Genomic DNA, 1,590 nt, shown 5'->3' on the forward strand with positions numbered 1-1,590 from the left:
GTGTATACCTGCTGCAAGTGCTGCAGTTTGTGTGTTTTGTTGGCCATTTACACGGGCAAGACGCGCATTGATGCGTTGTTGTTGTTTAGCGGTATTGGCTGCGATACGTTCTGTACGAGCGTTTTCAGCGGTGACAACAGTTTGAACTTGTTTGGTTTCAGGAGTCGCTTCAGCAACAGTCGCTGCAGGTTCCTCTGCAGGTCGGCTTTGTACCAAAGCCATCAGGTCATCATGCTCTTCTTGAACCGGCGCAGCAGCAACAGATTCAACTGCTGGAGAAGGGGCTACATCGTTTGCGGCAACAGTCGGTGCAGTCAAGTCGGCAGGGATAGCCGCTTTGGGTGCTTCTGCAACATTTGTGGTAGCAGGCTCAATAGCAGTATGGACCATGGCTACAACTGGGGCGGTCATTTCTATACTTGCAACTTGAGGCTGCTCTTTGGTTTCTGTTATCGCTACGGAAGTAACGTTTTCAGTTTTGCTGTGTGCAATAAAGTCAACCGGTTTAGTGGACTGAGGAACAACAGGTGCAACAATATTGGTCACGGTAGTTTGAGCGACTTTAACCGGTTCTGCTACGTTGGAAGCAATAATCGGAGACATGGCCGGCATATTGGATTGGTAAGTATCCGGCGTATTGTCTTTGTCAATAAAGTTAATAATGTCTTGGCTTTGGATAGCTGAGTTTTTAGCCACTAAAATGCTGCGGCCTTCAGAAATGGCGCTACCGCTCAGGCCATTGAGGCGCTTGAGTTCGGCTACGCTCATGCCGGTATCGTTGGCGATGGCATTAAGTTTTTTGTTGCCCAAAGAAGTATAAATATCCCAAGACATCAGGGTATCTGGATTGGCATTGCGGTAGTTCTTCTCAAATGCGGAAACCGCAGAAACCGGTAATAACAGACGACGATTATTTTTAGGGATAAATACCGGGGCATTGAAACCTGGGTTGAGTGCCAACAGTTCGCTTTCGCTGATGTTTGCAAAGCGAGCGATTGTGCTGTTATCGATAGGTTTGTCGATGCTGACAGATTTGAAATACGGCTGATTGCTGATTTCGCTGATATTCATGCCGAAAGTTTGCGGATTGGCGACGATATTGCGGACGGCCAAAAGTTTGGGAACGTAGTTGCGTGTTTCGTTCGGCATACGCAGGTTTTCGTATGTTGGTTCCAAACCTTGCGCACGGGCACGGTTTACGGCACGGCCGACGTTACCTTCGCCCCAGTTGTAAGCGGCAAGGGCCAAAGACCAGTCGCCGAACATACTGTGCAGGTATTGCAGGTAGTTTAATGCGGCATCGGTAGCAGCGTAAACGTCGTGGCGGCCGTCATACAAAGGCGTTTTTTCCAAGCCGAAGTGGCGGCCGGTAGCCGGCATAAATTGCCACAGGCCGGATGCGCCGACGTGTGATTTGGCTTTGGTTACAAATGCGCTTTCAATGAAAGGCAGCAAAGCGATTTCAGCAGGCATATTGCGTTTTTTAACTTCATTGGCAATATGGTACATATAAGGTTTGCTGCGGGAGATGGTGCGGTCGAAATATGCGCTGTTTGCAGCAAATTTGTTTTCATGGCGGCGAACCAGTTC

At 48.9% G+C, this 1,590-nt stretch carries 1 protein-coding gene; it reads right to left on the minus strand.

Going from position 1 to position 1,590, the window contains the following annotated elements; genetic code table 11:
* On the minus strand, window positions 1–1,590 hold a 1,590-nt coding region (locus ACTHUM_RS13525; RefSeq protein WP_440403116.1), incomplete at both ends, for a transglycosylase SLT domain-containing protein.

Source organism: Neisseria sp. P0021.S006 (assembly GCF_051956895.1).